Source organism: Marinococcus sp. LNHM4E3-1 (genome assembly GCF_056034405.1).
This window is the reverse complement of the sequence record NZ_JBQLID010000002.1, coordinates 273,594-299,199: the sequence shown is the minus strand read 5'-3', so window position 1 is coordinate 299,199 and position 25,606 is coordinate 273,594. Positions and strand designations below refer to the sequence as shown.

At 50.7% G+C, this 25,606-nt stretch carries 24 protein-coding genes; 9 read left to right on the top strand and 15 right to left on the bottom strand.

Features of this window, described 5'->3' with window-relative positions; all coding sequences use genetic code 11:
* Positions 1 to 57: 57 nt before the first annotated feature.
* The 3 genes from ACTRXI_RS03580 to ACTRXI_RS03570 form a co-directional block, all read right to left on the bottom strand.
* Positions 58 to 915 (bottom strand): DegV family protein, encoded by an 858-nt coding sequence (locus ACTRXI_RS03580; protein WP_474261119.1) that lies wholly within the window; start codon positions 913 to 915, stop codon positions 58 to 60.
* Positions 916 to 1,047: 132 nt separating this feature from the next.
* On the bottom strand, positions 1,048 to 1,764 hold the full coding sequence (locus tag ACTRXI_RS03575; RefSeq protein WP_462866373.1) for a response regulator: 717 nt from the start codon (positions 1,762 to 1,764) through the stop codon (positions 1,048 to 1,050).
* Between the two features lie 59 nt (positions 1,765 to 1,823).
* Positions 1,824 to 2,957 (bottom strand): sensor histidine kinase, encoded by a 1,134-nt coding sequence (locus ACTRXI_RS03570; RefSeq protein WP_474261117.1) that lies wholly within the window; start codon positions 2,955 to 2,957, stop codon positions 1,824 to 1,826.
* A 230-nt stretch (positions 2,958 to 3,187) separates the two neighbouring features.
* Between ACTRXI_RS03570 and ACTRXI_RS03565 the strand changes: the two genes are divergently transcribed.
* Positions 3,188 to 3,826 (top strand): YigZ family protein, encoded by a 639-nt coding sequence (locus ACTRXI_RS03565; protein ID WP_474261116.1) that lies wholly within the window; start codon positions 3,188 to 3,190, stop codon positions 3,824 to 3,826.
* Positions 3,827 to 4,071: 245 nt separating this feature from the next.
* Positions 4,072 to 5,391, top strand: a complete 1,320-nt coding sequence (locus ACTRXI_RS03560) for an LCP family protein (protein WP_474261115.1) — start codon at positions 4,072 to 4,074, stop codon at positions 5,389 to 5,391.
* 66 nt (positions 5,392 to 5,457) lie between these two features.
* Here the strand turns inward: ACTRXI_RS03560 and ACTRXI_RS03555 are convergent, their stop codons facing one another.
* The 3 genes from ACTRXI_RS03555 to ACTRXI_RS03545 all read right to left on the bottom strand — a co-directional run bounded on the left by ACTRXI_RS03555 (position 5,458) and on the right by ACTRXI_RS03545 (position 8,902).
* The gene (locus ACTRXI_RS03555) at positions 5,458 to 6,759 is read right to left on the bottom strand and encodes a UDP-glucose dehydrogenase family protein (RefSeq protein ID WP_474261114.1); all 1,302 of its coding nucleotides are present in this window, start codon (positions 6,757 to 6,759) and stop codon (positions 5,458 to 5,460) included.
* A gap of 135 nt (positions 6,760 to 6,894) precedes the next feature.
* Complete coding sequence (rbsK, locus tag ACTRXI_RS03550; protein ID WP_474261113.1) at positions 6,895 to 7,773, bottom strand: ribokinase; 879 nt, start codon at positions 7,771 to 7,773, stop codon at positions 6,895 to 6,897.
* A 7-nt stretch (positions 7,774 to 7,780) separates the two neighbouring features.
* Positions 7,781 to 8,902 (bottom strand): CAP domain-containing protein, encoded by a 1,122-nt coding sequence (locus ACTRXI_RS03545; protein WP_474261112.1) that lies wholly within the window; start codon positions 8,900 to 8,902, stop codon positions 7,781 to 7,783.
* Positions 8,903 to 9,116: 214 nt separating this feature from the next.
* Here ACTRXI_RS03545 and ACTRXI_RS03540 point away from each other — a divergent pair, with 214 nt between their 5' ends.
* On the top strand, positions 9,117 to 10,052 hold the full coding sequence (locus tag ACTRXI_RS03540) for an accessory Sec system S-layer assembly protein (protein WP_474261111.1): 936 nt from the start codon (positions 9,117 to 9,119) through the stop codon (positions 10,050 to 10,052).
* An 81-nt stretch (positions 10,053 to 10,133) separates the two neighbouring features.
* Here the strand turns inward: ACTRXI_RS03540 and galU are convergent, their stop codons facing one another.
* Positions 10,134 to 11,021 (bottom strand): UTP--glucose-1-phosphate uridylyltransferase GalU, encoded by an 888-nt coding sequence (gene galU / locus ACTRXI_RS03535; protein WP_474261110.1) that lies wholly within the window; start codon positions 11,019 to 11,021, stop codon positions 10,134 to 10,136.
* A gap of 345 nt (positions 11,022 to 11,366) precedes the next feature.
* Between galU and ACTRXI_RS03530 the strand changes: the two genes are divergently transcribed.
* Together ACTRXI_RS03530 and ACTRXI_RS03525 are read left to right on the top strand one after the other, a co-directional pair.
* A complete protein-coding gene (locus ACTRXI_RS03530) occupies positions 11,367 to 11,933 on the top strand; it encodes a transposase (RefSeq protein ID WP_474261109.1) in 567 nt (188 codons plus the stop codon).
* 18 nt (positions 11,934 to 11,951) lie between these two features.
* The gene (locus tag ACTRXI_RS03525) at positions 11,952 to 12,338 is read left to right on the top strand and encodes a single-stranded DNA-binding protein (RefSeq protein ID WP_474261108.1); all 387 of its coding nucleotides are present in this window, start codon (positions 11,952 to 11,954) and stop codon (positions 12,336 to 12,338) included.
* A gap of 80 nt (positions 12,339 to 12,418) precedes the next feature.
* Here ACTRXI_RS03525 and ACTRXI_RS03520 read toward each other — a convergent pair whose 3' ends face one another.
* Positions 12,419 to 12,934 carry a VanZ family protein gene (locus ACTRXI_RS03520; RefSeq protein WP_474261107.1) on the bottom strand — a complete coding sequence of 172 codons (516 nt, stop codon included), beginning with the start codon at positions 12,932 to 12,934 and terminating at the stop codon, positions 12,419 to 12,421.
* Positions 12,935 to 12,996: 62 nt separating this feature from the next.
* Entirely contained in the window at positions 12,997 to 14,775 is a 1,779-nt protein-coding gene (locus ACTRXI_RS03515) for an SLC13 family permease (RefSeq protein WP_474261106.1), read from the bottom strand.
* Positions 14,776 to 15,001: 226 nt separating this feature from the next.
* Between ACTRXI_RS03515 and ACTRXI_RS03510 the strand changes: the two genes are divergently transcribed.
* On the top strand, positions 15,002 to 15,241 hold the full coding sequence (locus ACTRXI_RS03510; protein ID WP_022793374.1) for a DUF362 domain-containing protein: 240 nt from the start codon (positions 15,002 to 15,004) through the stop codon (positions 15,239 to 15,241).
* Positions 15,242 to 15,497: 256 nt separating this feature from the next.
* On the opposite strand, the gene ACTRXI_RS03505 is transcribed toward ACTRXI_RS03510, so the two are convergent.
* The 3 genes from ACTRXI_RS03505 to ACTRXI_RS03495 are packed head-to-tail and all read right to left on the bottom strand — an operon-like array spanning position 15,498 to position 18,536.
* A complete protein-coding gene (locus tag ACTRXI_RS03505; protein ID WP_474261105.1) occupies positions 15,498 to 16,448 on the bottom strand; it encodes a glycine betaine ABC transporter substrate-binding protein in 951 nt (316 codons plus the stop codon).
* A 59-nt stretch (positions 16,449 to 16,507) separates the two neighbouring features.
* Complete coding sequence (locus tag ACTRXI_RS03500) at positions 16,508 to 17,347, bottom strand: ABC transporter permease (protein WP_474261104.1); 840 nt, start codon at positions 17,345 to 17,347, stop codon at positions 16,508 to 16,510.
* Positions 17,340 to 18,536: a quaternary amine ABC transporter ATP-binding protein gene (locus ACTRXI_RS03495; RefSeq protein WP_474261103.1), complete on the bottom strand. Its 1,197-nt coding sequence runs from the start codon at positions 18,534 to 18,536 to the stop codon at positions 17,340 to 17,342. Before ACTRXI_RS03495 ends, ACTRXI_RS03500 begins: the two co-directional genes overlap by 8 nt.
* Positions 18,537 to 18,793: 257 nt before the next feature.
* On the opposite strand from ACTRXI_RS03495, the gene ACTRXI_RS03490 reads away from it, so the two are divergent.
* Positions 18,794 to 19,333 carry a GbsR/MarR family transcriptional regulator gene (locus tag ACTRXI_RS03490; RefSeq protein WP_474261102.1) on the top strand — a complete coding sequence of 180 codons (540 nt, stop codon included), beginning with the start codon at positions 18,794 to 18,796 and terminating at the stop codon, positions 19,331 to 19,333.
* Between the two features lie 9 nt (positions 19,334 to 19,342).
* Here ACTRXI_RS03490 and ACTRXI_RS03485 read toward each other — a convergent pair whose 3' ends face one another.
* Complete coding sequence (locus ACTRXI_RS03485) at positions 19,343 to 20,239, bottom strand: hypothetical protein (protein ID WP_474261101.1); 897 nt, start codon at positions 20,237 to 20,239, stop codon at positions 19,343 to 19,345.
* A gap of 94 nt (positions 20,240 to 20,333) precedes the next feature.
* Here ACTRXI_RS03485 and ACTRXI_RS03480 point away from each other — a divergent pair, with 94 nt between their 5' ends.
* Positions 20,334 to 21,332: an LLM class flavin-dependent oxidoreductase gene (locus ACTRXI_RS03480; RefSeq protein ID WP_474261100.1), complete on the top strand. Its 999-nt coding sequence runs from the start codon at positions 20,334 to 20,336 to the stop codon at positions 21,330 to 21,332.
* A gap of 50 nt (positions 21,333 to 21,382) precedes the next feature.
* Here ACTRXI_RS03480 and ACTRXI_RS03475 read toward each other — a convergent pair whose 3' ends face one another.
* A complete protein-coding gene (locus tag ACTRXI_RS03475; protein ID WP_474261099.1) occupies positions 21,383 to 22,600 on the bottom strand; it encodes an MFS transporter in 1,218 nt (405 codons plus the stop codon).
* A 341-nt stretch (positions 22,601 to 22,941) separates the two neighbouring features.
* Here ACTRXI_RS03475 and ACTRXI_RS03470 point away from each other — a divergent pair, with 341 nt between their 5' ends.
* Positions 22,942 to 24,531 carry a solute:sodium symporter family transporter gene (locus ACTRXI_RS03470; protein ID WP_474261145.1) on the top strand — a complete coding sequence of 530 codons (1,590 nt, stop codon included), beginning with the start codon at positions 22,942 to 22,944 and terminating at the stop codon, positions 24,529 to 24,531.
* A 48-nt stretch (positions 24,532 to 24,579) separates the two neighbouring features.
* Here the strand turns inward: ACTRXI_RS03470 and ACTRXI_RS03465 are convergent, their stop codons facing one another.
* On the bottom strand, positions 24,580 to 25,596 hold the full coding sequence (locus ACTRXI_RS03465; RefSeq protein WP_474261098.1) for a zinc-binding alcohol dehydrogenase family protein: 1,017 nt from the start codon (positions 25,594 to 25,596) through the stop codon (positions 24,580 to 24,582).
* Positions 25,597 to 25,606: the final 10 nt, after the last annotated feature.

Here is a 25,606-nt window from a genome sequence, read left to right as displayed (position 1 = left end):
GGTGGTTCCTTTCGTTGGAGGGGTATAAGAGGAGGCGGCCTGGAGGGGCCGCCGGAATTACTTGGAGAGGGTTTCAGGACGATACCAGGCGAGCCCGATGGCATTTTCACCAAGATGCGTGCCAATCACCGGCCCAAGGTGTTCGAGAACGACCCGGGACTCCGGCGAAGCTTCCTGCAGCTGCCGGCGGAAGGCTTCCCCGGCCTCTTCGGCGTTTGCATGGAGGACGCTTGCTTCAAGCGGGCCTTTGGTCGCTTCCTCCAAAAAGAGGGACTGAATACGGGCGAGCGCTTTTTTGGATGTGCGCACTTTTTCATACGGCACAATCTTTTTGTCGGTAAATTCGAGGACCGGCTTGATGCGCAGCATACTGCCAACCATTGCCTGCGCCCCGCTCAGCCGGCCGCCCCGCTGCAGGTGACGCAGATCTTCGACAATAAAATAGGCCCGCATCGTTTCTTTGATTTTATCAAGCTCGGTAAAAATGTCCGCTACATTGTATCCTTCAGAAGCCATCCGGGCGGCAGTCAACACATAATAGCCCTGGGCCCGGGCACTGATCTCCGAGTCGTAGCAGTGCACGCGAACGGTGTCTTCAAGGTCCGCAGCAACAGCCACTGCTGTCTGGTGCGTCCCGCTGATCCCGCTGCTTAAATGAATGGAAATAATGTCATCGGCCTCCGGGGCGAGCTCCCGGTAAAGATCCTCCATTTTTCCCGGCGACGGCTGGGATGTGGTCGGAAGCGTTTCCGAATTTCTCATCGTCTGAAAATAAGTTGCTGCCTCCCACTCCGTTTCCGGCATCGTTTCTTCATTTACCACCACATTGAGCGGAATTTCGTGAATGTTCCACTGCTTAAGTTCTTCAGGGGTCAGGTACGAGGTGCTGTCAGTAACTACGGCGATATTTGGCAAACAGGCCCTCTCCTTTCGTTCTGTCTATAATATGCATGTATGAGTTCGTTTTCATTTTACGGACTTCCCGCCGGAAGTCAATGCCAAAGCGCAAAAAAGGCTGCCGATATTCCACCGGCAGCCTTTACTTATTTAGCGGACTTTCACCCAGCCCTTTTTGATGGATTCGACAACCGCCTGCGTCCGGTCGTTCACATTCATTTTCTGCAGGATATTACTCACGTGGTTTTTCACCGTTTTTTCACTGATATAAAGAGACTCACCGATCATCCGGTTGCTGTAGCCATCCGTCATCAGCTGAAGCACTTCGCACTCGCGGCGTGTCAGAATGTGGAGCGGCTTACGGTACTCCACCTCTTTGTAGCCGATTTCGGTATCGTCTGCGCCGTGATCGTCACCTTCATGGGCAAGCCGGCGATATTCGTTAATCAGATTCTGCGTTACCTTCGGGTGAATGTAGGCGCCGCCGGAGCCGACCACCTTCACCGCTTCAATCAGGGCGTCGGCATCCATTTCCTTCAGCAGGTAGCCGGAAGCTCCTGTTTTCAATACGTGCGTCACGTACGACTCATCGTCGTGAATGCTCAGAATAAGCACCTTTAAATCCGGGTGGCGTTCGATCAGCGTCTTGGTCGCTTCAACGCCGTTAACACCCGGCATGTTGATATCCATCAGCACAACGTCCGGATGATAATCGTTGACAAGAGCAAACGCTTCTTCTCCGTCACTGCCTTCTGCAACAATCTCAAAGTTTTCTTCCATATCCAGAATGCGTTTAACGCCTTCACGGAAAAGCTGATGGTCATCAATTAACAGCAATTTGATTTTTTCATCGATACGTTCTTGCATACGTTCTCATCCTTTCTTCGCTTCACTTATCTTTTGGTTATTTAATGCAGTCTTTTGTTTTAATGAACCGGCACAAACACTTTCACTCTCGTGCCCTGGCCGACCACGGAATCAATCGTCAGCTCCCCGCCCAGCGCGTTCACACGTTCTCTCATGCCGAGAAGGCCGAACGATTTGTCCCGTTCCTTTTGTACGTCGAACCCCTTGCCGTCATCCTTGATTAAAATCGTAATGCTCGTCGGCCGCTGTTCGAGCTGTACCCGGAGAAGGTCCGGCTTTGCGTGCTTGTAGGCATTCTGGGCTGCCTCCTGGACAATGCGGAACAGTCCGATCTCAAGGTTCGGGGCGACTCTTGCTTCTTTCCCCTTCGTGGTAAACTCTGTCACCATGCCCGTATTGTCTTCAAGGTGGCGCAGATACTTCTGCAGCGTCGGCACGAGGCCAAGGTCATCAATCGCCATCGGGCGCAGGTCATAAATGATCCTGCGTACTTCCCCGAGGCTCGAGCGGATCAGCACACGCAGCTCCCGGAACTCCTGGATGGCTTCCTCCGCGCTTTTTTCGCGGGAGATTTTCTCTACAAGCTCCGAGCGGAGAAGTACGTGTGCGAGCGTCTGCGCCGGGCCGTCGTGAATTTCACGCGCCACCCGCTTGCGCTCGTCCTCCTGCGCTTCAATGATCTGCAGACCGAACTCATGCTTTTCCCGGGCATTTTCGACAAATTCCCCGACGTCCTGAAGATCGCCGGCAAGAAAGTTATACACAATGCCTACCTGGGAAACAAGCGTTTCAGCCCGTTCAATGGTTTCATCCAGTTGAATCAGGCGGCGTTCGATATTGTCCCTGCGGTCGCGGAGGCGTTTTTCCTCCTGGCGCACCACAGCGAGATTTACCTGCGATTCGTTGGCTTTTTCATACACCTTCTGCACTTCTTCATCACTGAACTGCCGAAACCGTTTGCTTACCTCTGCTAACTGATTTCTTGCGACCCTGGCTTCAACCTCGAGCTGATCGGAGCGTTCAATCGTTTCCGAAATGTGTTCCTGTATTTCCTTCAACTCTTCCTGGAGTGAGTGAAGTTCTTTTCTGGAGGTTTCACTGATCTCAAAAATTTCTTCTTTGCTTTTCTCTACTGTCTGAAGCATTTGGTCAATAATTTGATCTAAGTCTGCTGCATTTCGCAAGGCCACCATCACCCTCTATACTTGCCTGCGAATTTTCAATACCGTTTGGAACGGTTCATGAATAGTTTAGCATATTCGTTTGGACCTATTCCGCTATGTAATGAAAAATCACAAATTTACATATTTACCTCTAATTTTGTTTCATTTTCGCCCGTTTCCTGTTATATACTGGCCAAAATGTTGCAACCATTACAATCATATTATACGGTAATAACATTACCTAGGAGGAATGTTACCGTATGCTTACTTCATATCGTACCATTAAACAGAGCGGACATCATGAATTTACCATAAATAAATCACGCTTTATTACCCATATTACCCGCGCAGAAGACGAAGTAACCGCTCATTCATTCATAGAGCAGATAAAAAAAGAGCACTGGAACGCCGCCCACAACTGTTCGGCGTATTTGATCGGCGAGCAGGACCACATTCAAAAAGCCAATGATGACGGTGAGCCGAACGGCACTGCCGGAGTACCAATGCTCGAGGTGCTGAAAAAACGGGAGCTGAAAGATACCGCCGTCGTTGTCACCCGCTACTTCGGCGGAATAAAGCTCGGCGCTGGCGGACTCATCCGCGCCTACGGCTCATCGGTTTCCGAAGCGCTGAATCACATCGGCATCGTGCGCCGTACGCTGATGCAGGAGCTCATTGTCTCTACCGACTACAGTCTGCTCGGCAAGCTGGAATATGAAGCCCGGAAGTCCTCCTATATTCTTGATTCGATTGACTACGAAGAGCAGGTGAAGCTTCATCTTTATACCCCTGTCGAAGAAACGGAAACGTGCCGGGAGTGGCTTGTGAACATAAGCAGCGGCCAGGCCGGGATAGAAGAAGGGGAGCAGGCCTTCGTGGAAACCGACGAACCCTCGTAGCCTTTCATTTATTTCCCCGGTAATACGAAGCGGCCGCTGGCAAATACGTTCCCGGCCCAGAAATAGTTTTCGTACCGGGTGTTTATTTTGTTTACTATCGTTTCTGCCTCGGATACAATGAAAGAATACAATATTTTTCAAAATGCTCCCATTTCAGCTGATTTTTATATAATAGCGTATCTGCAGACGTTTTCTGCCGTTTTCTGTACTAAGATCATTATACAATCTAAAGGAGAAGTGCCGACATGCCAAGCTCAACGTCTCAACGGAGGAATCTTCGTAAAAGAAGAAAGAAATCCTTCATCTGGAAAACCACAGCCATCGTGGCATTGCTTTTTCTTCTGCTTGCCGGAGGAGCTTCTGCCTACTTTCTCCAGCAGTTGAACAGCGTGTCCGCTGATACAGAGGAAGAGCTCGAACGCGGCGAAAAATCGGATCTCCGGGACCAGGCCGTTGATCCCTCAGAGGACAGCTTCTCGGTTTTATTCCTTGGAGTGGATGACCGTGAAAATGGATCCATGGATGGACGCTCTGACGCAATGGTCGTCGGTACATTCAACAAGGACTCCAAAAAAGTAAAGCTTGTGAGTATTCCAAGAGATTCGCTCGTAAATATTGAAGGAAACGGCGAAGACAAAATCGCACACGCCAATGCTTACGGCGGCACCGACCTGGCCGTCCAGTCCGTAGAAAATACACTGAACATCCCAATCGACTATTATGTAAAATCAGATTTCGCTGCTTTTACCGACATTATCAACGACCTTAACGGTGTCGACGTTGACGTGCCATTTGATTTCACGGAGGAAGGAACAGAGTTTGAAGAAGGGCCGGCAACGCTCAACGGCGAAGAAGCGCTGAAATACGTGCGGATGAGAAAAGAAGACCCACGGGGCGATCTTGGACGCGGCGAACGTCAGCAGGAAGTGCTTGAAAGCCTGATCAAAAAAGCCGGCTCCATCGAATCCATCGATAACTACGATGATGTATTTGACAGCGTCAGTGAAAATGTCAGCACCAACTTCACATTCGGCAACATGATCGCTCTGCAGCAGTACGCCGATTCGTTAAACGAAATTGACTCTAGCCAGCTGCGGGGGTCAGATACAACGATCAATGGCATTTATTACTACCAGCTGGACCCGGAGGAAACGCTCGAAACTTCCAACAACCTGCGCAAGCAGCTCGACCTTCCGGCTTCTGAAGAACCGCTGGCACTCCCGGGCACACAGGTGAACAATGAAGCTCCTGCTGTTGAAGAAGCTCCGGCTGAGGAACCCGATGAGGAGCCTGCGGCTGAAGAAGAGGCACCGGCTGAGGAATCCTACGAAGAACCTGCGGCAGAGGAGGAAGTGCCTGCAGAGGAAGAATCGTATGAAGAAGCGCCAGCGACAGAGGAAGAAGCTCCGGTGGAAGAATCCTACGAAGAGCCGGCAACAGAAGAAGAGGCGCCGGCTGAGGAGTCCTACGAGGAGCCTGCTACGGAAGAAGAAGTACCGGCTGAAGAGGAGTCATACGAAGAAGCGCCAGCCGAAGAGGAAAGCTACGAGGAACCAACACCTTAAACCACAAGTTTTTCAGCATAAAAAAAGCCCGGAAGGAGAAGATGCTCCTTCCGGGCTTTTCTATAACTATTTCCGGCCGATGCCGTGATAAATAAAGCCGGCTTCTTTAAATTCCCTGGCTTCAAATGCATTTCTGCCGTCAATCATGACCGGCTTGTTCATAATGCTTTTTAATTTCTCCGGCGTGACCTGAAGGCATTCATCCCACTCTGTCACAAGCATCGCCGCGTCTGCGCCTTCGCAGGCATCCAGCGCGCTTTCTGCGAAATAAATGTCTCCCTCGAGCAGCTGCTTGGCATTGTCCTCTGCTACCGGGTCAAAGGCACGCACCTTCACACCGTATTCCTGGAGCGAACGGATGATTTTCAGCGACGGGGCTTCCCGCATATCGTCTGTGTTCGGCTTGAACGCCAGTCCGAGAAGCGCCACCGTAATATTGCGAATGTCTTCGTTAAAAATCACATTCAGGTGATCCACCATGCGCAGGCTCTGCTTTTCGTTCACGTCATTGACGGCCTGCAGCAGCTGCGGATAGTAGCCTTTGACCTCTGCCAGGTGCTTGATCGCTTTAACATCCTTCGGGAAGCAGGAGCCGCCGTAGCCGATCCCCGCGTTCAAAAACTTCGGACCGATCCGGTTGTCCATCCCCATTCCGCGTGTAACCGCATTGATATCTGCACCGTAGTAATCGCAGATGTTTGCCACTTCGTTCACAAAAGAGATCTTCGTGGCAAGAAAGGCATTGGAGGCGTATTTGATCATTTCGGAGCTGCGCGGATCTGTCACGACGATGTTGTCTGTAAGCGGCTGGTGCAGCTCAGTTAAAATGCCCGCTGCTTTGTCGGAATTTGTGCCGATAATGACACGGTCAGGATTGAATGTGTCCTTCACAGCTGATCCTTCCCGGAGAAATTCCGGCACCGAGCATACTTCGATCTGCGCATCCGGATTTTTGTCTGCAATCAGTCTGCGCACGCGGTCTGCAGTTCCTACCGGTACCGTCGATTTATTCACTACGACGCGGAATTTATCATCATCCACCGCTTCCCCGATTTCGTCCGCCACGCCGTACACGTAGGACATGTTCGCTGCTCCTGTTTCTGATTCGGGCGTGCCGACAGCAATAACCACCACATCTGATGCCTGTACGGCAGGCTTCAGTTCTGTTGTAAACTGCAGGCGTCCGGCTGCCCGGTTTGAGTCCACCAGTTCTTTAAGCCCCGGTTCATAAATCGGGATCTCGCCATTGTTCAGCCGGTCCACCTTCTCCGGAATTTTATCCACACAGATTACCTCATTGCCAAGTTCTGCAAAGCTTGTGCCTGATACAAGGCCCACATAGCCGGTACCTACTACTGTTAGCTTCATACATCTTCCCAACCTTTAATTTATGTATTTTCGTTCTTTTATACGCATGAATGACCGCTTATGGTTTAAGCGTTATTGCCAAATTTTATTGTATCATATTTTGCCATTTATTCTACATTCACTTCTGCATACATATTAAAGGTCCCGATCTTCGATCTGCGAACGCACCGGCATGCCGGTCTGGGCTCCTTCCTTTTCGACAGAAAGCGCTGAGGCGGCATTGGCAAACCGGCAGGCCTCTTCAAGCGGCATCCCTTCTGCCACTGCTGTCGCAAACGCTCCATTAAAGGTGTCACCTGCCCCTGTGGTGTCCCGCACGTCCGCCGTCCGCACTGGAATGACGGCCTCGCGGCCATCTGCCCGGATAATCGATGCTCCCGCTGCCCCCTTCGTGATCACTACATTTTCACGGCGGTCGGCAATCGCCGGGTACGCCTCCCGCAGTTGTTCAAACTCCTGCTCGTTTGGTGTCAGATAGGAGGCTTTACCCCAATACGCCGGGGACAGCGGCTGCATGGGCGCCGGGTTTAAAATAACCGGCGTCTGCTCCTCCTCAGCGGTTTGAAGCACCTTCTCCACCGACGGCGCTGGAATTTCAAGCTGTACGAGCACTGCGTCTGCCTCTCTCAGAAGCGACCGGCTTTCTTCAATATCATCAGGGCTGACCGTGGCGTTCGCCCCCGGGGTCACAATAATGCAGTTGTCTCCTTCAGATACAATAATTACAGCCACACCGCTCGCAAGGTCTGGACGCGTGCGGACATGGTCTGTATTGATGCCTTCTGCGTGTAAATGCTCCAAATATTCTGTGCCGAAAGCATCGCTTCCAACCGCTCCGATCATTGATACCCGGGCACCGAGGCGGGCAGCGGCCACTGCCTGATTGGCCCCTTTCCCGCCAAAATATGTATGAAAGCCTTCCCCGAGGATCGTTTCTCCCCGGGAAGGCATACGTTCCGCTGTGGTGACCAGATCCATGTTAATGCTTCCAACAACCACTATATTTGCTGGCATTCATCTATCACTCCCTGCTTGGACTAACAAAATTCTGCGTATAAAACGGACGGTTTTCGTCGTCGAATGCCACGCCGACACCAAGACCATCGTAATTGCCAAGCATCGCTTCGCGGTGCCCTTCATACGAATTCATCCATCCGGCCGTGGCATACAGCGGCGCCCGCTGCCCGGAGGCGATATTTTCGGCAGCCTGGACGTAGCGGATGCCGTCACTTTCGAGGCGGTCAAACGGCGACTGGCCTTCCGGATTCACGTGATCGAAAAACTGATTTTCAGCCATGTTTTCACTGTGCGCCCTTGCAACAGCTGCCACCGGCTCATTGTAGGCGAGCGTATCCCGGCCGAGCTGCACACGCTGCGCATTGGTTAAATGCCATACAAGCCGTTCATACGACTCCCGTACTTCTTCGGACTCTTCGGTATAGAACGACGAGTTTCTTTCCACCTCTTTATTCACCAGCAGCAGAGCATTCACCCTGTTTTCTTCATGGACATCATAGAAAAAGGTCGCAAAGCCTTCCTCCACTTCGTAAACGCCCTGCTGCTGTTCATCCGTTTCCGTGCGGATGTTTCCGCGGGTTACCGTCTCCATCGATTCACCGTACGTATCTTGAATCACATTGCGCCCGGTGCCCCAGCCGTTTCCTTCACTGTCCTGCCACGTCTGCTGGTTGGAATAAAGCGCCACTACACGTCCGTCTTCAATCCCGTACTGGGCGTACTGTTCATAATCATCGTCGTAATAAATATGCCAGTCGAACGAATAGCTGCCGGCCTGCACGTCCTTCGCTTCCCCGCGTGCCGTTTCCACTTCTTCAAGACTGTCTCCAAGACTCACGCCTGCAACCTCCCAGTCCCCTGTTCCTTCAGGCACTTCCGTTTCTACAGTGCCAGCCTCTGGAGCGCCTCCGCTCGTTTCATCCGCCTGCAGGTTTTCCCCGAGCAGATTGGATAAAAACAGGGCCATTCGTTCGCCCTGCGTCTCCGTTCCTTCGTATGTCGTGCCGCCTGCTTCCTCGAGACGGTCTTTAACCCCGCTCCAGGGAGAATCCGCCGGGCTGTAAACTACGAACGCTGCCAACAGAGCCAACAACACCGCCGTACCAACCAGACTCTTTATGTGCATAACTCCTCTATTTGCTCATTTATTGTTTGTTTTACTCGTATATTTTAATTGTACAGGAAAAAGGCCCGTGGGAATATTAACTTGCATTTGGATATTCCCCTTAAAAGTCCTTCGGCAGAATGATATACTATAAGGACGTACAGACTATCTTTAACGCCGGTGCATGTATATAACAAACTTTATAACTATGACATTTATAAAAGGGTGAAAAAGTATGGCTTTATTCGGTAAAAAAAAGCAATCGTCCCAGGGTGACGCTGTTAAACCAGAAGAACTGGCAGACCAAACCCCGGCGGATGAGGAAACCATAGACGAAGCACATGATGACAGCGGACGGACCGTAGAAACGACTCTCAGCCTGCATCCGGACGCCGAAATTCCGGAAGAGGATGAATACTACCTGCGCTTTTTAAACGGGGAAGCACCCCGGCTAAAACCCGGGCAGGTCGCTCTATCGGGCATAAGCGCACAGCGGGATGAAAATGGACTGATGCTTGTCACCGCCTTTATCCGCAACGGCGCAGAAAAAGCCATCCGTTTGAAGCAGTCCACGGTGCTTCTGATGAGTAATGACAACCAGGTAATCGCGAAAAAGAAAGTGGATTTAAGCGGTGTCGGCGATATCCCGCCAAGAAGCGCCCGGCCGTGGAACTTTTATTTCGCGCCTAAGGAACAGCTTCAGCAGGAACTTCCTAAAGACGGATGGAAAATCGGCTTTCACGTGGAAAAACCAAAGCGCGAGCACCATCTTGACCTTGCCGACAGCTGGAAAAGTGCGCTCAGCGACCAGCAGGTGGACAAGCTGAAGGACATGATCCGTGACATGAAGCCGCCGCGTCCCGGTGAGGTCAACTTCATGGGGATGCGCGCCGTGCAGTCGGAAAACGGTGACCTGCATGTAACGCTTCTCATCCGCAACGGAGGCAACAATGAGCTCAAGCTCGACAACGTGCCGCTGCAGGTGGAGGATGCGCACGAAGAGGTCATTGCCCGGGGCGGATTTAAGCTCGACGATTTTGCCGTGCAGCCGTTCTCAAGCCGGCCATGGACGTTTGTTTTTCCGCATCGTCTTCTGAAAAAAGAGGAAATTGATCTTTCCAAATGGAGAGCATATCCGATTAAAAAGAAACAGAATGAAGACAACGCGTAACGAAGGAGCCCAAACCGGGCTCTTTTTTTACGCAAAAAAGCCGCCGTGGCAGTTGCCCGGCGGCTTTTCTCTCTACAATGACTACTTTTTATCCGTTTCGGTTTGCAGAATATTGTTCTGCAGGTAATCCTCAAGCGGCTCACGCAGATCTTCCCGGTCGAGCGCAAAGTCGATCGTCGCTTTAACAAAGCCGAACTTATCGCCAACATCGTAGCGCACACCGTCAAATTCATAAGCCAGCACGTCCTGGCTTTCATTCAGCTTCGTAATGGCATCCGTCAGCTGGATCTCATTGCCGGATCCTGGCGGCAGCGTTTCGAGAATGTCGAAAATTTCCGGTGTCAGAACGTAGCGTCCCATTACCGCATAGTTGGACGGAGCATCTGCAAGATCCGGCTTTTCCTTTAAGCCCTGGACTTTATGCACGCCGGCTTCTTCCTCGCTTTTCGGATCAATGATGCCGTATTTGGAAACGTCCTGGTCCGGCACCTGCTGGACACCGACAACCGAGCTCTGGTATTTATCAAACACGTCTGTCAGCTGCTTCATGCACGGCTCGTCCGAATGCACAATATCATCCCCAAGAAGTACAGCAAACGGCTCGTCCCCGATAAAACGGTGGGCGCACCAGATGGCATGGCCGAGGCCCTTCGGCTCTTTCTGACGGATGTAGTGAATATTTGCCATATTGGAGATCTGCTGGACCTCCTCGAGCTGCTTCGTTTTGTTTTTCTTTTCAAGCGTCTGCTCGAGCTCGTAGGAAACGTCGAAGTGGTCCTCGATCGCGCGTTTGCCGCGGCCGCTTACAATAATAATGTCTTCAATGCCGGCAGCAATCGCTTCTTCTACTATGTATTGAATAGTGGGTTTGTCCACGATCGGAAGCATTTCCTTCGGCTGCGCCTTTGTCGCCGGAAGAAAACGCGTTCCAAGCCCTGCGGCCGGGATAATAGCTTTACGTACTTTCATCTTTTTTCCTCCTTGATAACTGTGCTGCGTGCCCTGCACGCATGTTAAATATAAGACAAATTAAGCTGTATTCAACATACCATATCGAATGGGAAATACAAATACATGGGATAAAATCATACTGCTTGAATTTTCCAAAAGCAGGGCAGGGCTCCCAAAGTGTTGTCACATTCTGCTTCTTCCTTTTGTTGGAATATATGGTATAGTAGTTATATTCTAACACGAAAGGAGGCGCAACCGCGTTTTTTTCTGCTCCCAAGGTCCTGTCTGCGGCCTTATTTTCACCAACCCCCTCCTCTTGGTGAAATACTCCCTACAAATTTTTAACGAAAGAGGTGTATGCCCGTGCCCCGGGAAGAACGCCTTTGGTTTCCTGGCACCGTCTATTACATTACTGCAGCTGGGGCTTCCAACCGCACTTTATTTCCCGACGAAAAAGACTATAAACAATACGTATACTTATTAGCCAAAGTAATCAATACTACGAAGCTCGATCTTCATGCCTACTGTCTGCTTCCGGACAGCATTCATCTGCTGGCCGAATCCACGTACGTCTCCATCTCCACAATTATGCGGGAGCTGCATGCGTCCTATGCCATGCACTACCGGCGCCATTATGACACCGGAGGCCCCGTTTTTCAGTCTCGTTACCATTCCGAACTTCTCCCTGATGAAACCTCCTTTTTTGAACAGAGCCGCCGGATACACCTGCTTCCTTCTGAGAAGCTGGATCATCCCTACCCCGGATCATACCGGTGGTGCAGCGCACGGGACTACCTTGCGCCCCAGCCCGAGTATGCCCCGAGGCATCCCTTTTTATCCCTCGAACGCACTCTTGCCTTTTTTCCTTCTCCAAGACATGAATACTTTCACCAATTTTTATACCACACGTCTGTAACCCAGACCCACTAACTATTCAGGAGTGATTACATGTTTAACCAGGTGACGCTTGTCGGCAGATTCACCCGCGATCCCGAATTAACCTATACGAAGGACGGGACCCCGGTATGCAACTTCACCCTTGCTGTTCAGCGGTCCTTTCGCAACCAGGAAGGGGAATACGACGCCGATTTCGTGCCTGTTACCGTATGGCGGCGCCAGGCGGAAACGACGTGCGAATACTGCCACAAAGGCGCTATGGTCGGTGTGAAAGGAAGAATTAATACACGTCTGTACGACAACAAGGACAATAAACGCGTGCAGGTGGTTGAAGTAAACGCTGAAGACGTGCGGTTTTTAAAGCTGCAGTCAGGCGCTTCTGACGCACCGCCGGAAAGCATCGGCTTAAGCACTGAGCCTTTTCCCGCCGGTATGTAGCAGTTCTCCCCTTGCTTTATCCCCCGCGTTACCCCCTCTTTCATAAACAAAGTCCCCCGCACTCCTCTGCAGGGGACTTTTTACATAAAGCGCGATCCGTATCTCCATAGCCAGCACAAAACAACAATCACTGCCGCAGCGGACACTCCGGCCATGTCGAGAGCAACATCCTGCCACATGCCGTGCCTGTCCGGGCTGAAGTGCTGCCGGAACTCGTCAAGCATGGCAAACATCAATACAAACCCGTACGCCCCGGCGAGCTTTCCCCAAAACGGCAGGCGGTACGGGTAAACTGCGAGCAGAGCCGCCAGAAATATAGCGGTGAACATAAACACGTGGCTTGCCTTGCGGATGAAAAATTCCACATAGCCTTCCACGCCGGAGGCAGCTACACTCACCGGCTCTCCTCCATAGGAAAAGGACGGTACGGATACATACGGCTGCAGCCGCTCAAACGGGATGTGCTCGAGCCACGGACGAATGTCCTGCTGCTGATATGGCATGGAAGTTGAAATGAGAATAGTTAGTACAGCACCTGCAAGCGGCAGTGCAAACAGCCATTTATGCGCGGACAGACTTTCTGCACGTATATCCAAGGTGCTTACCTTCTTTCTTCTTTATTTTCAGTATAAAAAACCTTATGGCGCTTTTCCAGCTTTTAACCCCATACTGTCCATGTAATACTGATGGTAATAACCATAACAATCAGACTCACCGGCGCACCGATTTTCATGAAATCCGTGAACCGGTAGCCGCCCTGCGTATACACAAACAGATTCGTCTGGTAGCCAATCGGCGTAATAAAGCTCGCGGACGCTGCAATTGCGACAATTACCGCAGCTGCCAGCGGAGAAACAGACAAAATATCCGCTGTTTCCAGTGCCACCGGCAGCATCACGATGGCCGCCGCATTGTTGGTCACCACTTCGGTAAACACATTTGTCAGAACATAGAGGGCTGTAAAAACTCCGAGCACCCCAAACGGCATAAACCAGTCAATCATCCGTTCTGCGAGAAGCGGAGCCGCCCCCGTACTCATCATCGCTTCTCCGAGTCCAAAGGCAGCAGCAATGACGATCAGCACTTCATATGGAAGATACCGGTGGGCATCCATCAGCGAAAGCGATCCTGTCAGGAGCAGTCCGGCGACGGCGATCAGCGCTGCATAGAAAATAGGAATGATCTGCAGGGCAGCGAGCCCCACCATCAGCATCATCATGACGAGCGGCAGCCAGCTCTTCCACCTCGGCCCCTTCAAAAAAGGATTCACGCTGTTTTTCAGTACGTGAAAGTCATTGTGGGCGCTCGTTTTTTGTTCAAATTCCGGCCCAGCCAGCAGGAGTAGTGTGTCCCCCGGCTTTACCACCATTTCTTTCATTTCGGACGAATAGCTCTCATCATAACGATGAATGCCGATAATCGCAGCATCAAATCGCTGGTCAAAGAAAATGTCCTTTAGCTTTGTAAATAGAATGTTGGAGTAGTGGGTTACCATTACTTCCATCAGCTTGCGATCATTCGGCTCTTCAGCTGTTTTTTTCTCACTCGTTTCCGTTCTAATATCAAGTCCATCCGTATTTTCGAGCACCGCTATCTGCGCCAGGTCTCCGTATACCATCAGACAGTCACCCGATTCAAGAATGTGGTGTTCGCCGGCCTCCCTGCTTTCCGCTTCCCCTTTTGGCAGTAAAGCCAGCAGCTGCAGAGACGGATCATTAATAAAACCCGCCCGTTTCAGCGTATCTCCGAGATGCTTATAATCAGGTGTGATTTCTAGCTTGAGCATGTATTTCCGGCGGCCCTCCTTCTGGTAAAACAGCGGCGGCTTCCGGTCCGGCAGAATCTTTATGCCAATCGTTAAAATAAAGATGGTCACAGCAATTGTTGCAGGTATGCCGATTAAAGCGAGCTGAAAAAAATGAAACCCCGTGTATCCCCGCTCCAGCAGGAGCCCGTGCACGACAAGGTTGGTGGACGTTCCTATCAGTGTAATCGTGCCCCCGATGATCGTGGCGTAGGACAAGGGAAGCAGGAATTTGGACGGCGCCAGATCATATTTTTCGCACCACCGTTTCACAAGCGGCGAAAACGTCGCTACAATCGGCGTATTGTTCAGAAAACCGCTCATAAGCGCCGAGGGCACGAGCATTTTCATTAGCGATCCTCTAGGGGTACGGCCTTTACTCAGTACTCCTTCAACGAACCGGTCCACGATGCCGGTCTGCTGGACAGCACCTGCAACAATACAAAGAAGGCCCACGGTCAGCATGCCCTGGTTGGCAAACCCCTTCAGCCCCTGTTGTGGTGTAATAATCCCTGTGATAAGCAGCAGTGAAAGAACGAATAAAAAAATAATACCCGGCCGCGCTATTTCTTTCATCAGAGCACCAATCATCGCCAATACGATAATCAGCACCCATACAATCTCCCAGGACACGCCGTCACCTCCCTTTTTTATAATTCATAGTATTTTAATATGTTTAATCAATTTTAGACTCACAACCTATTATACTTATCGCCAGGTAATTGTAAAGGAACACTATATGTTTTACACTAGAGAAAGAGAGGTTTCTTACTAGGCGCTGGCTTTCTTCAATGGAGAGACAGTTTTTCGGCGCGTAATCATAAATCTCTTGAAATACTTTGAAAAGAGGTGAACCAAAATGGCATTCGTCATTACATCGCCATGTATAGAAGAAAAAGCAGGGGAATGCGTGGATGTTTGTCCTGTAGACTGTATTGAAGAAGGAAAAGAGCAATTTTATATTGATCCAGACGTCTGTATCGACTGTGGTGCCTGTGTAGTTGTCTGTCCAGTAGAAGCTATCATCGAGGATACTGAACTGACACCGGAAACAGAACCGTATCTGGAAAAAGCAAAACAATATTTCGGTACAGAATAAATCGAATCCCGCTTTCCATCAGCGGGATTTTTATATTTTTACAATTAAGCAGATTAAATCGGGGGAAAACGGGTATACCATTACTACCCCACCCCATACCTCGATTATTGGACCATCTGAAGCCAGTTATATCTGCTGGCCCGGTTCATAATTGTGCCACTTCCTGATGCCCGCAGGCAGATGCCTGCGGGCATTTGGTATGTATAAAAACAAAAATAAAACCGAAGCTCCTGAGAGCTCCGGCTTATCATTATACTTATTCTTCCGCTTCAAGGTCTTCGATGGATTCAATGTCCATGTATTCCGGAACGACCAGGCCGGTAATAGCGCCTTCAAGGTTCGCACCAAGGTCTTCATAGTCATCGCCGTATTCTTCCATCTGGCTTGCGTGCGTGTTCGGGAACCAGCCGGCAACCATGCCGTCTGCTTCGCCGTCAGCAACAGCCGCAAACATTGGTCCAGCTTCAAGCTGTGTTAATGTTACGTCGTAGCCAAGATCGGTAAGCACTTCCCCGACTACGTTAGTGGAAGCAATTTCAGAGTCCCAGGCCACGTAGACGAGTTCAATCGCTTCGCCGTCGACCTCTTCCACGCCGTCGGTCCATTCAGATACCATGTCTTCGTTTTCATCGACCCATGTAGCAGCAGCTTCAGCCGGCTCGGTGCCATCCTGAATCTCTACCATGATTTCTTCCATGTTTTCTGCTTCCCACTGGAACTGATCAAGGAACTGATATGCTCCCGGCATATCCTCTTCAAGTCCCTGGCGTACAACAGTATGAATATCATCACCGTCACCGAAGGAGCCTTCCGGGTCTTCCAAATACTTCAGATCATATTCCGCAAATTTCCAGTGCGGAGTCCAGCCGGTAACAATAATCGGCTCTTCATTTTCAATCGCGTCGCCGAGTGCGCTCGTCATCGCCGCACCGGAGCTCGACTGCAGATTCCAGTTGCTAAGGCCGTAATCTTCGATAGCCTGTTCACTTTGAGACATAATACCAGCACCGGCATCAATACCGGTAATCGTGTAGTCTACTTCTTCACCAAAACCGCCGCCGGAAGAGGATTCTTCACTCGATCCGGAATCGTCAGAGCCGCCGGATTCCTCTGAATCCCCGCCTCCTCCGCCACCGCAGGCGGTCATCACTGCTGCCATTGAAATCCCGGCTGCGCCTAAACCAGCTTTTTTCCATAATTTCTCCATGTGAATTACTCCCCTTTTGTTCTTAATTGTATGGATACTCCCTGTTCCAGGAGGTATACCTATTTTCGTTTACTTGCTCCAATGCCCTGCGTCAGCCGGTCCAGAATGATCGCTACAATCACGATCGCAAGGCCGGCTTCAAAGCCGCCGCCGACATCGTTCCGGCCGACCGCAAAGTACACCGCCGTCCCAAGGCCGTCTGCCCCGATCATCGAAGCAATAACAACCATCGAAAGCGCCAGCATGATCGTCTGGTTAATCCCGGCCATGATCGTTGTTTTCGCCATCGGCAGCTGTACCTTAAACAGCTTCTGGTTTCCTGTCGATCCGAAGGCCTCCGACGCTTCGATAATTTCGGTCGGCACCTGCCGGATCCCGAGATTCGTAAAGCGGATCGTCGGCGGCATCGCAAAGATGACCGAGGCGACGACGCCCGGCACCATCCCGATGCCGAAAAAGGCAACTGCCGGGATCAGGTACACAAAGGCGGGCATCGTCTGCATAAAGTCGAGCACCGGCTTGATCGTGCCCTCGACTGCAGAACTCCTGGACATCCAGATGCCGACCGGAACCCCGATGACAATGGAAATTACTCCGGCGGTCAGCACAATCGCAAGCGTCAGCACCATGTCCTCCCAGTAGCCCAGGTTCCAGATGAGCAGCAGCCCAAGCAGGACAAACACGGTAAGCCCGATTTTTCTGCCGGCAAACCAGAACGTTAATCCAACAATAATAATCAGCAGCAGCCACGGCGGAAAGATGCCAAAAAACCATTCAAATCCACTGATAATATAGCCTATAAAATCGGTGAGCGGCCCAAAAATAAATTCGGCCTGGGTCAGCCAGTCGACAAACGCATCAATCCAGGCAGCAAGCGGCAGCGGTGTAATGTTACTCAACGGCTGACACCTCCTTACCTGAAAGCAGTGCCATGACAGCGCCTCTTACAACTATGCCTACAATCTTATTATCTTCATCAACGACGGCTACTGGTGTGTTTTTGTATGTAAGCAGCTCGATCATTTCCTTGACTACTGTATCCCTTTGTACCGTAGGCACATCTTCATGCAGAATGCTTCGCATATCTTCCGATCCCTGCTCCACCAGACGCGATACTTCATCGGCATGGACAATACCGAGCAGCGTCCGGTCTTTATTCGTTACATACAGGCTCGAAATACCTTCCTTTTTCATGCGCTGAAGCGCGGCTCTCGGCCCGTCCTTATCGATCGTGAGCGTCTCGGGCCGTTTCATGACGGATTCGGCGGTAAATACCTTGGAGCGGTCCACGTCTTCCACGAACTGGGCGACGTAATCATCCGCCGGATGCTGGAGAATTTCCTCCGGTGTACCAATCTGAACCACTCGTCCATCTTTCATAATCGAAATGCGGTCCCCGAGCCGAAGCGCTTCGTCCAAATCATGAGTGATAAACACAATTGTCTTTTTCATCCGGTCCTGAAGCTCCAGCAGCTCATCCTGCATTTCCTTCCGGATCAGGGGATCAAGCGCCGAGAAGGCTTCATCCATCAGCAGAATATCCGTGTCTGCGGCGAGTGCCCGTGCCAGGCCGACCCGCTGCTGCATCCCGCCGGACAGCTCGTCCGGATACATGTTGCCGTAGCCGCCAAGCCCGACCAGCTGCAGAGCTTCGTCTGCTTTTTTCTTTTTTTCCTGCTCCTCGAGTCCCTGAATTTCCAGGCCGTATGCCACATTGTCGAGAATTGTCCGGAACGGAAATAGTCCGAATTGTTGGAAAACCATGCTCATTTTTTCCCTGCGCACCGCTCTCAGCCCTTTGTCGTCCATACGGGCCAAATCGTCACCGTCCACCCAGACGCTTCCTTCAGTCGGATCAATTAACCGGTTCAGAAGTCTCACAAGTGTAGATTTTCCACTCCCGGAAAGTCCCATGATCACAAATATTTCTCCGGCCTCCACCGAAAAGTTGGTCCGGTTCACGCCAACCGTGCAGCCGGTTTCTTCCAGGATTTCGTCTTTCGATTTCCCCTGTTCCAGCAGTTTAATTGCACGATTCGGGCGTTTGCCGAAGACCTTGGTTAAGTTTTCCACTTCTATCTTCGCCAACGTTTCACACCCCGTTTACTTTGTCTCTGTCTAAATTTATTATCACTCTTTTACTATATATTATTAGGCTAAAAGTTACAAAACTTTTATCATGCCATTTAGGGCCGTTTGAGTCGTAAAGTATATACTGTACATACATTATATACTTATATCTATCATTATCTGCTGATTAAAGGACTTAACGACCGAATATTCAATTTTTTTATTTCACAGTCATTTGCTAAACTTTAATCATACATGCAAAAAGGGGGGCCCGTATGGAAAAGAAGCAGCATATTCAGAACAAGCTGGATGAAGCAAAAAAACAGTTCATTTCCACGATTGCCCAGAACATGGGCCTATACGGTGTTTCCGATACAAACGGACGCCTGTACGGCACCATGTTATTTACCGAACGTCCAATGACACTCGATGATATGAGCGAGGCACTGGGCATGAGTAAAATGAGTATGAGCACCGGTATACGGGCCCTCATGGACGCAGGTATGGTCGAACGGGTATGGGAAAAAGGGGTACGCAAGGATTTGTACCAATCCAACGACGACTGGTATCAATCATTCACCTCTGTTTTTGTCAACCGCTGGCGGGAGGCCTCGGATAATAACCAAAATGCAGCCCGCCGTGCCAAAGAGGAATTTGAATCCTGTTTAGAGGAAGCGGAGGATCCCCTCCTTATCGAAGAGCTTCAGCACGATCTTGCAAAAATCAATTACGCCCTGAGCTATTATGAATGGCTTGATGAAGTAATACGCATTTTTGAAAGTGGTGAAATTTTTGCGATGATTCCCCCAAAGTAATTCACGCTTTTAAATTTCCAGCAACGGCAGCCGGTGCTCAAGCCGGATCTGCTCCCTTACTCTGACTGCTGCCTTTTCCCCCATGGCATCTTTTTGCCAGAGGAGGGCGTACTGATACAGGTCGTGCCATTCCAGAATATTCGCAAACTGCTGCAGTGAAGAAAGTGGTATGCTCCTTACACTGTCATAGCCGGCGAGCAGTTCATTAAAAACCATCCGGGCAAAGGGCTGATAGTCCTGTTCACCGGAAAAGGAAAGCAGAATGTCCCGCAGCAGCGCAGCAAGATCATATAAGCTTACATGAACTCCCGGCATCGCTCCCGGGGACAAACCCTCTCCCCCTGCATTTTGCTCCCTATTTATTTCTCTGAAAACAAAACCTGTGTCCTCCAACTGAAGGGCTGCACGTTCGACCACGGGAAACAGCCCATCGATGCTTCGGCGGATCATCATCTGGCCTTTTGGAAGCAGCAGTTCCATCTGCTGGTATTCTGTCTTTAAAGTTTGCTCCGCCATCCAAACGCTGTCTTTATCGTTTAGCGGCAGTTTCTCGTGCCAGCTGCGGTGCTTTTCTGCCAGACAGGCGCCAAGCTCCCGGTAATTTGCCTCTTCCTTACCAGCGTGGCCACGGCTATCCGGCTTCTTCTGATACATATAGGCCCAGCCTGCCTCCCCGGCATCTGCCAGTTTTTTTCCCTCTCTTGTCTTTTTGATGCTGATATCGTTGTCAGCTTCAAGCCACCGGACCGTATCTTTTTCCGGAAGCGCAAGGTCACCGGTCACAAGCTCCCACACTAATCCTTCTTTATCACTTACACTCCAGCATCTGGTTCCTTGCTGTCCGGGCGAGGCTGCTTCTATACCGTATACCTGTTGAATCCAACGACGGGTCAATTCTGTGTTCATTGGTCTTCCCCATTTCATTTACTGTAGATTTTTTCGTTTTTCTTTTACACTGGACTAGCATAGAAAAGCATTCTGTTTAGCTGGAGGAACGCAGATGAATATCAGTATTCTTGATCAATCACCGATTGCAGAAGGCGAGACCCCCGAAAAAGCCTTCGAACACACCCGCGAGCTCGTTCAAATGGCGGAGAATTGGGGATTTCACCGCTTTTGGGTAGCCGAGCACCACAGCACCAGCGGTTTGGCCGGCTCTTCGCCGGAAATTCTGATGTCACATCTCGCAAGCGTCACCACAAGCATCCGCATTGGCTCGGGAGGCGTCCTGCTCCCACAGTACAGTCCGTACAAAGTAGCCGAAAACTTTAAAGTGCTTGAAGCTTTATTTCCGGGCCGGATCGACCTTGGCATCGGAAGATCTCCCGGCGGGGGTAATACGATCCGGGAAGCTCTGACGGATGGAAATAAAAAGAGCATGTCCGCCTTTCCCCGCCTTCTTCAGGAGGTCCAGGGGTTTATTGACCGCTCTCTTCCCGGTGACCACCCCTATGCGTCGATCAAAGCCTCTCCGATGAGCAGCTCCCTGCCGGAAACCTGGGTACTCGGTTTGTCCGAACGCGGCGCCCGGGATGCCGGCAAACAAAGCGCCGGCTTCATGTTCGGCCAGTTTATCAGCCCGGATCAGGGCGTCGAGGCGGTCCGTAAATACCATGCCTCCTTTGTACCAAGCGACCGGCAGCCCCGGCCGGTCGCCGCCGCCTGTGTATTTATCGTCTGTGCGGCTACCGATGAAGAGGCTGACCGCCTGGCGCTGAGCCAGGACCAGTGGCTTTTAAATGTCGAAAAGGGCACAAATACAAAAGTCCCTGCTCCGGCAAGCGTAAATCCTGCTGCCTGGACGCAGGAAGAACAGGAAAAAGTGCGGGAGAACCGGCGCCGGGCTGTTATCGGTTCCCCGGCCACCGTGCAGAAACAGCTGCGTGAACTGCGGGATAAGCTCGGGCTCGATGAACTGATGGGTATTACCAACATTTATGATTTTGAAGCAAAAAAGAAATCCTTCCAATACGCCGCCGATATTGCCGCCAACCTTTAAACGAAAAAATCCGCACGCTCATTTTCCGAGCGTGCGGATTTTTTGTTTTCCTAGTAAGAATCTGCTGCCGGTACTCCCTGGCTGCTTTCCTGGAATTCTTTTTCGCTGGAGCGGAAGGAGAGCCACGAAAGCATCAGACCTAACAGCGTAATGACAGCGCCGGCCATCCCGATCATCGGCAGGCTGAGACCGAGACTGATGACCACACCGCCAACCCAGGCGCCAAAGGCGTTCGCCAGGTTAAAGGCAGAGACCGCGGACGCGCTTGCGATCGAAGGCGCCCCTTCTGCTGCCCGGATAACCGTTGTCTGCAGAATCGGTACTGTACCAAAGGCTCCCATCCCCAGCAGAAGCACCGATACCGGGGCTAGCCATGGGATGGTACTCGTTAAGGTGAGCGTCGACAGAATCACGGTCAGTGAAGCCATCACGACCATCAGTGGCTTCAACAGGGATTCTGCATTCAAACGCCCCGAAAGCATGTTACCCAGAACGCCTCCGACCCCGAATAAAAATAGGGAAAGCGTTATACCTGCCGGACCAAAGCCTGTTATATCCTGAAGCAGGGGCTCAATATACGTGTAGGCGGTAAAAACACCTGAATAGCCGAATACTGTAATAGCGAGTGCAAACAACACCTGTTTTCTTTTGAATACGCCAAGCTCTTTTCTCATGGACGTTGGTTCTTCAGCATTCATATTCGGCACGAAAAAGATAATTCCAAGCAGGCTGATCACGCCGAGTCCGACAATACCGGCAAACACTATGCGCCAGTCAAATAAATCTCCGATATATGCACCGAACGGTACGCCGATCATTAAGGAAATCGTCAGGCCGCCGTTAATGGCAGCCACCGCGCCGGACTTTTTCGACGGAGGGACAACTTCGCTTGCCATAACCATCGCAATGGCAAAGAACGGACCGTGCATCAATGCAGAAAAGACGCGTGCCCACAGCAGCACCGTGTAATTTGGCGCCAGGGCGCTGGCAACGCTGGATCCGATAAACAAAAGCATTAACCCAATTAATACATACTTCCTTGGAAACTTCACCAGAAGAGATATAGCAATTGGCGAGAGCACGGCGACGCCGAGCGCGTACATGCTGACAATCAGACCCGCGGCAGAAATCGTGATGCCAAAGGAGTCAGAGACATTCGACAAAATCCCCATGGCGACGTATTCAGTAGTTCCGATAGCGAACGTAGAAATCATAAACATGGCAATCATCACCATTGGGCGGAACGTTTGGCCATTGCGTACGATCATTGTTATCCCTCCTTGATACATTAGTTAATTAATTTTTCACTCTGTTTTATCTCACAACGATTTCTTATTCTATAGGCTGGGCTTTTATACGTCTAGACTGTAAAACGCTTACGACACAAAATCGTCACATTTTTTCTGTTGATTTTTTTATTTTTATCATGTAAGGGTTATCATTTCCTTTTTATCAATATTTTTATTTATTTTATGTATCCATCGTTATGATGCTTTTTATACAATTCGCTGTTATCAGGGGTTTGCGCGGAATTTCGCAGGGGTAAACCTTTTTTCGTGCGTACTATTCAAAACGTTTCGATAAACTCATACAGCAGGAAAGAAGGGACATCATGTTTTCACTTTTTACATTCATACTTATTACTATTGCCATTGCCGGCTACGCCGCCTACCGGACGAAAAACATTAATATGCAGAGTCAGGAGGGATATTTTCTCGGCGGCCGCAGTCTGATGGCACTTACCATTGGCTCATCCACCCTGCTTGCCAATCTCTCCACCGAGCAGCTCGTTGGACTTAGCGGGCAGACGTACACCGGCTCGATGGCTTCGATGGCCTGGGAGGTTACTACACCAGTGGCGCTCATTTTTATGGCATTTATGTTTTTACCTAAATACTTACGGGCGGGCGTAACTACCGTTACCGAGTTTCTTGAAAAGCGCTATGATCAGCGGACAAGGCAGATCGTTTCATTACTTATGCTGCTCGGGTTTGCCTCCTCGTTTCTGCCGACCGTGCTGTATTCCGGCTCCCTCGTGCTTGATCAAATATTTGATATTTCGGATGTGCTTGGCACGAGCCAGTTTTTCACCGTCTTAATCGTTTCTGCCGGCATCGGACTTGTCGGCATGCTTTATATTGTATTCGGCGGCCTGAAGGCTATCGCTTCCGCTGATTCACTGTACGGCGTCGGACTAATTGCCGGTGGTATTCTTATTCTCGTACTCGGACTCATGGCACTCGGCAATGGCAATATGTTTAACGGGGTTGGGACGCTCACCTCGGAGCATACTGACAAATTAAACGCCATCGACGGCAGCAACGACGCCCAGGTGCCGTGGCCTACAATATTTATGGGGCTTTTATTTAACAATCTTTTTTACTTTTGTATTAATCAGGCCATCGTCCAGCGCCCGCTTGCGGCACGTAATTTAAAAGAAGGTCAGAAGGGTGTCATGATTACTGCCCTATTTAAATTGTTCGGTGCCTTTTACCTCGTACTTCCTGGCGTCATCGCCTATCATCTGTACGGCAGCAGCCTCGCGAATGGAGACGCCGCCTATCCGACGCTCGTGACTGACCTGCTGCCGCCGGTACTGACCGGTGTGTTCGCAGCTATTTTGTTCGGCGCTGTCCTGAGTTCATTTAACGGAGGCATCAACAGCGTTATTACGCTGTTTACGCTTGATTTATATAAACCGTTGTTTCACCCGGATGCCGATGAAGCAGCCCTCGTTCGTTCCGGGCAGCGGTTTGCCATGATCGTCGCTATTGTCTCCATCTTTATTTCTCCCTTTATTTTGTTTGCACCGTCAGGGTTATACAATTACCTGCAGGAAATGTTTGGTTTCTTTAATATTCCGGTGCTTGCCATTATGGTCGTCGGCTTTTATACAAAAAATGTATCACCGTTTGCTGCAAAGGTGGCTGTACCGGTACACATCATTTTGTACGGCGCAAGCAAAATCTTTATCGGAGAGCTCAACTTCCTTTATGTATTGAGTGTGCTGTTTCCGCTCAGCGTCATTGTGATGCTCGTTGCAGGGAAACTCAAGCCGATGGATAAGCCTTTCGAATTCAAAAACGAAGCACCGGTGGACATGGTGCCGTGGAAATATGCCAAGCCGGCAGCGGCCGGCCTGATTATCGGCATCGGCATTCTTTATGTAATCTTCTCTCCTCTAGGAGTCGCTTCCTAACCTCAAAAAAAGTGCACCGCGGCCGGAGTGGCTGCGGTGCACTTTCGTTTACTCCCATTTTTCAAGGACAATTTTACCAATCGTTTTACCCGACTCCACCCGTCGATGTGCTTCTTTCATCTGGCCGGCATTCAGCGGGGTCAGCGTTTTGGTGAGCGTCGGCTTGATTGTTCCCTGATCAAAAAGATCAGCCAGTTCACCCAGAATTACGTGCTGCCGGATCATATCCTCCGTCTGGTACATCGGCCGCGTAAACATAAACTCCCACATGAAGGCGGCACTTTTTGCCTGCAGGTCGGTCAGCGGAAGCGGCTCCTCTGTTTCCACAATGGAACAAATGGTTCCCTGCGGACGAATGCACTCTGCCATCCCTGACCAGTGCTGGGCCGTATCGGTGAAGCAGAGAATATAGTCGACGCCGTCATATCCTGCCTCCTGGAGCTGTTTGAACAGAGGCTGGTGATGGTTAATCACTTTGTCTGCCCCCATCTGTTCGCACCAGGACGTTGTTTCTTCACGTGAAGCAGTAGCGACTACATTAAGACCGGCCCATTTGGCGAGCTGAATCGCAATGGAGCCGACGCCGCCCGCGCCGTTTAACACGAGTACAGACGCTCCGCGGTCCCGTTCCGGTACAATTCCGATCCGGTCGAACAGCGCTTCGTACGCAGTAATAGCAGTTAAAGGCATGGCGGCACTTTCGGCCACCGAAAGCTGCGCAGGCCGTCTTCCCACTATCCGCTCATCTACCAGGTGATACTCCTGGTTCGAGCCGGACCGCTGATTACTTCCGGCGTAATACACTTCATCGCCGGGCTGAAACAGCGACGCCTCTTCGCCCACCGATTCTACGACACCGGCTGCGTCAAAGCCGAGAATCTGCGGCTCTCCTTCTTCCGCTCCTTCATTTCCTCCGCGGATTTTTGTATCCACCGGATTTACGGAAACCGCCTGGACACGCACAAGCAGATCCCGGCCCTTCGGTTCTGATTTTGCCACGTCAAACATTTCAAAGCTTGCTTGTTCTTCAATGGGAAGGTGTTTTTTAAAACCTATTGCTTTCATTAATGGACCC

Coding starts and splice junctions, on each gene's coding strand:
- ACTRXI_RS03505 (WP_474261105.1), bottom strand. CDS start 16,448: ATGGAGAAATTATGGAAAAAAGCTGGTTTAGGCGCAGCCGGGATTTCA.
- ACTRXI_RS03480 (WP_474261100.1), top strand. CDS start 20,334: ATGAATATCAGTATTCTTGATCAATCACCGATTGCAGAAGGCGAGACC.
- ACTRXI_RS03490 (WP_474261102.1), top strand. CDS start 18,794: ATGGAAAAGAAGCAGCATATTCAGAACAAGCTGGATGAAGCAAAAAAA.
- ACTRXI_RS03485 (WP_474261101.1), bottom strand. CDS start 20,239: ATGAACACAGAATTGACCCGTCGTTGGATTCAACAGGTATACGGTATA.
- ACTRXI_RS03540 (WP_474261111.1), top strand. CDS start 9,117: ATGGCTTTATTCGGTAAAAAAAAGCAATCGTCCCAGGGTGACGCTGTT.
- ACTRXI_RS03510 (WP_022793374.1), top strand. CDS start 15,002: ATGGCATTCGTCATTACATCGCCATGTATAGAAGAAAAAGCAGGGGAA.
- ACTRXI_RS03545 (WP_474261112.1), bottom strand. CDS start 8,902: ATGCACATAAAGAGTCTGGTTGGTACGGCGGTGTTGTTGGCTCTGTTG.
- ACTRXI_RS03465 (WP_474261098.1), bottom strand. CDS start 25,596: ATGAAAGCAATAGGTTTTAAAAAACACCTTCCCATTGAAGAACAAGCA.
- ACTRXI_RS03555 (WP_474261114.1), bottom strand. CDS start 6,759: ATGAAGCTAACAGTAGTAGGTACCGGCTATGTGGGCCTTGTATCAGGC.
- ACTRXI_RS03525 (WP_474261108.1), top strand. CDS start 11,952: ATGTTTAACCAGGTGACGCTTGTCGGCAGATTCACCCGCGATCCCGAA.
- rbsK (WP_474261113.1), bottom strand. CDS start 7,773: ATGCCAGCAAATATAGTGGTTGTTGGAAGCATTAACATGGATCTGGTC.
- galU (WP_474261110.1), bottom strand. CDS start 11,021: ATGAAAGTACGTAAAGCTATTATCCCGGCCGCAGGGCTTGGAACGCGT.
- ACTRXI_RS03565 (WP_474261116.1), top strand. CDS start 3,188: ATGCTTACTTCATATCGTACCATTAAACAGAGCGGACATCATGAATTT.
- ACTRXI_RS03575 (WP_462866373.1), bottom strand. CDS start 1,764: ATGCAAGAACGTATCGATGAAAAAATCAAATTGCTGTTAATTGATGAC.
- ACTRXI_RS03570 (WP_474261117.1), bottom strand. CDS start 2,957: ATGGTGGCCTTGCGAAATGCAGCAGACTTAGATCAAATTATTGACCAA.
- ACTRXI_RS03475 (WP_474261099.1), bottom strand. CDS start 22,600: ATGATCGTACGCAATGGCCAAACGTTCCGCCCAATGGTGATGATTGCC.
- ACTRXI_RS03560 (WP_474261115.1), top strand. CDS start 4,072: ATGCCAAGCTCAACGTCTCAACGGAGGAATCTTCGTAAAAGAAGAAAG.